This is a genomic window from Nocardioides sp. (genome assembly GCF_041600255.1).
Lineage (GTDB): Bacteria > Actinomycetota > Actinomycetes > Propionibacteriales > Nocardioidaceae > Nocardioides.
This window is the reverse complement of record NZ_JBFIKK010000228.1, coordinates 1-2,712: the sequence shown is the minus strand read 5'-3', so window position 1 is coordinate 2,712 and position 2,712 is coordinate 1. Positions and strand designations below refer to the sequence as shown.

Below are 2,712 nucleotides of genomic sequence, written 5' to 3'. Positions count from 1 at the left end.
GGCCGCCGGTGGGCCACCGAGCCCGTCACCGGCCGCGGCCGGTCGATCAGCAACGGGCTGACCATACCCGGCTTCGCCGACAGGTACGCCGACCCGGTCCGCGGCCGCGTCGCGCAGTGCGCCACCCGACGCAGCCGCACCCACGTGGCCGCCGAAGGTGCCGACGATGTCGCCGCGATGTGGGCCGCGCTGCGCGACCACGGTGGACCGGCTCCCCAGCTGTCGGCACGGTGGTCGCCGGTCAACGGCGCCCTCGCCGCCCCGTGCGCCCACGCTGCCGGCATCCTCACCACCACCCAGTCCACCGCGTCGTGGGTCGCCGACCTGCGCCCCCACCAGGGCAGCGGCCCGCTGCACTGGGTCACCGGCACCTCCGCCCCGTGCACCTCGATCGCCAAGCCCGTCCGCGTCACCGAGCCGGCCGCCGTCGACCCGGGCTGCGTGGACTCCGGCGCGATGCCGACCGACACCTTCGACCCGGCGTACCGCTGGTGGCGCCACGAGCGACTCCATCGGCTCGCGCTGCGCGACCACGAGCAGGCGCTCGCGCGGTACGCCGCCGAGCGCGACCGGGTCGAGAAGCAGTGGTTCGACGAACCACCCACGACCGCGGAGGCGTTCGCCGCCGCCGACCGGCTCGAGGAGGCGTGGCTCGAGGAGCTCGTCGCTGCCGACCTCGCCGAGACCCGCCCCGCCTGGCTGCGCCGCCGCTGGCGCGCCATCGACCGCTCCGCGAGGATGCCCGCATGAAGGTCGTCGTCATCGGAGCCGGGCTCGCCGGCCTGTCCGCCGCCCGCCACCTGCAGGCGAACGGCGCCGAGGTCGTCGTCCTCGAGGCCCGCGACCGCGTCGGCGGTCGGCTCGAGGGCGGCACCATCGAGGGCCACCCGCTGGAGCTCGGCGGAACCTGGATCGGCGAGGGCCACACGCGGATGTATGCGCTGGCCGACGAGCTGGGGCTGGCGACGTTCCCCACCTGGAACGACGCGGGCAAGCTCGTCGTCCAGCTCGGCAGGAAGCGCATCCTGATGTCGGGCAGGAAGGGCGCCGTGCCGCGGCTCAACCCGGTCGCTCTCGCGGACCTTGCGCAGGGGATGCTGCGCTTCGACCGGCTCGCCCGCAGCGTCGACCCGGCCCGGCCGTGGGCGCACCCGAAGGCCGAGCTCCTCGACGGCCAGACCTTCGAGACCTGGGTCCGGCGCACCTTGCGCACCCCTGCCGGCCGCGCGTACTTCCGCACCGCCACCGAGGCCGTCTTCGCCGCCGACACCACCGACCTGTCGCTGCTGCACGCGCTGTTCTACGCCGTCAGCAACGCCGACCTCGAGACGCTGCTCGCCGTCGACCGCGGCGCCCAGCGGGACCGGGTCGTCGGCGGGTCGGTGCTGGTGGCGCAGCGGCTCGCCGACGGCCTCGACGTCCGGGTCGGCGCGCCGGTCACCGGTGTCGCGGACGACGGCACCCGGGTGAGCGTCACCCTGCGATCCGGTGAGGCCGTCACCGGCGACCGCGTCGTGGTCGCGCTGCCGCCCACGCTCGCCGGCAGGCTGCACTACGACCCGCTGCTGCCCGCCTGGCGCGACCAGCTCACCCAGCGCGTCCCGGCGGGCACCGTCGCCAAGACGTTCGCGGCCTACCCCACGCCGTTCTGGCGCGACGCCGGGCTCAACGGCCAGGCCGCCTCGGACCAGGGCCCGGTCAAGGTCGCCTTCGACGTCTCCCCGCCCGGCGGCGAGATCGGCGTGCTGCTCGGGTTCGTCGAGGGCGGCGAGGCCCGCCGCTGGCAGCGGCTCCCCGACGACGAACGCCGCCGCGCGGTCCTCGACTGCTTCGTGCGGTACTTCGGCCCGCTCGCCGCGCAGCCCACCTCCTACCTCGAGAAGGACTGGAGCGCCGAGGAGTTCACCCGCGGCTGCTACGGCGCCCACTTCGCGCCGGGCGTGTGGACCAGCTACGGCCCCGCGCTGCGCGCGTCCGTCGGCCGGATCCACTGGGCGGGCGCGGAGTACGCCGTGGAGTGGAACGGCTACATGGAGGGGGCCGTACGGTCGGGTGAGGCGACGGCACACGAGGTGCTCACCAGTGCGAAGACGACTGAGCAGACGTGACCCCCGCCCAAGGGCGACCAGGTCGCGTCGCAGGAGGGTCACGCTGGGGCTGCTCGCCGTCCTGGTGCTCGTGGGGACGGTGCTGGCGATGGTGTGGTCGCTCGAGCGTCAGCTGATCTACTTCCCTGATCCCGGGCCGGTGGCCCCCGCCGCAGACGTCATCGACGGTGCCCGAGACGTCACGCTGCACACGGCCGACGGACTCGAGCTGGGTGCCTGGTTCGTCCCGGCGGCCGGCCCCGTGGACACCGGGATGGCGGTCCTGGTCGCGCCCGGCAACGGCGGCAACCGGGCAGGCAGGGCCGAGTTGGCCCGGGAGCTGAGTCGGCGCGGACTCGCCGTACTGCTCATGGACTATCGCGGCTACGGCGGCAATCCGGGCAAACCCAGCGAGGACGGCCTCGCTGCGGACTCGGACGCCGGCGCGGAGGCCCTGGTGAGACTCGGCTACCCGGCGTCACGAACCCTGTACTTCGGCGAGTCGCTGGGCTCAGGCGTCGTTGCGGCTCTCCAGGCCCGGCACCCGCCGGCGGGGATGGTGCTCCGCTCGCCCTTCACCGAGCTCGCCGACGTCGGTGCGCACCACTACCCCTGGCTGCCGGTG

General features: G+C 74.7%; 3 protein-coding genes. All 3 read left to right on the top strand.

Features of this window, described 5'->3' with window-relative positions; all coding sequences use genetic code 11:
• The coding region (locus tag ABZE72_RS16585) for a hypothetical protein (protein WP_372730141.1) at positions 1-750 on the top strand (750 nt) is incomplete at its 5' end.
• The gene (locus ABZE72_RS16580; protein WP_372730140.1) at positions 747-2,108 is read left to right on the top strand and encodes a flavin monoamine oxidase family protein; all 1,362 of its coding nucleotides are present in this window, start codon (positions 747-749) and stop codon (positions 2,106-2,108) included. The genes ABZE72_RS16585 and ABZE72_RS16580, both read left to right, overlap by 4 nt.
• Before the next feature lie 70 nt (positions 2,109-2,178).
• Positions 2,179-2,712, top strand: a 534-nt coding sequence (locus ABZE72_RS16575) for an alpha/beta hydrolase (protein WP_372730139.1), incomplete at its 3' end; no start/stop codon positions are given.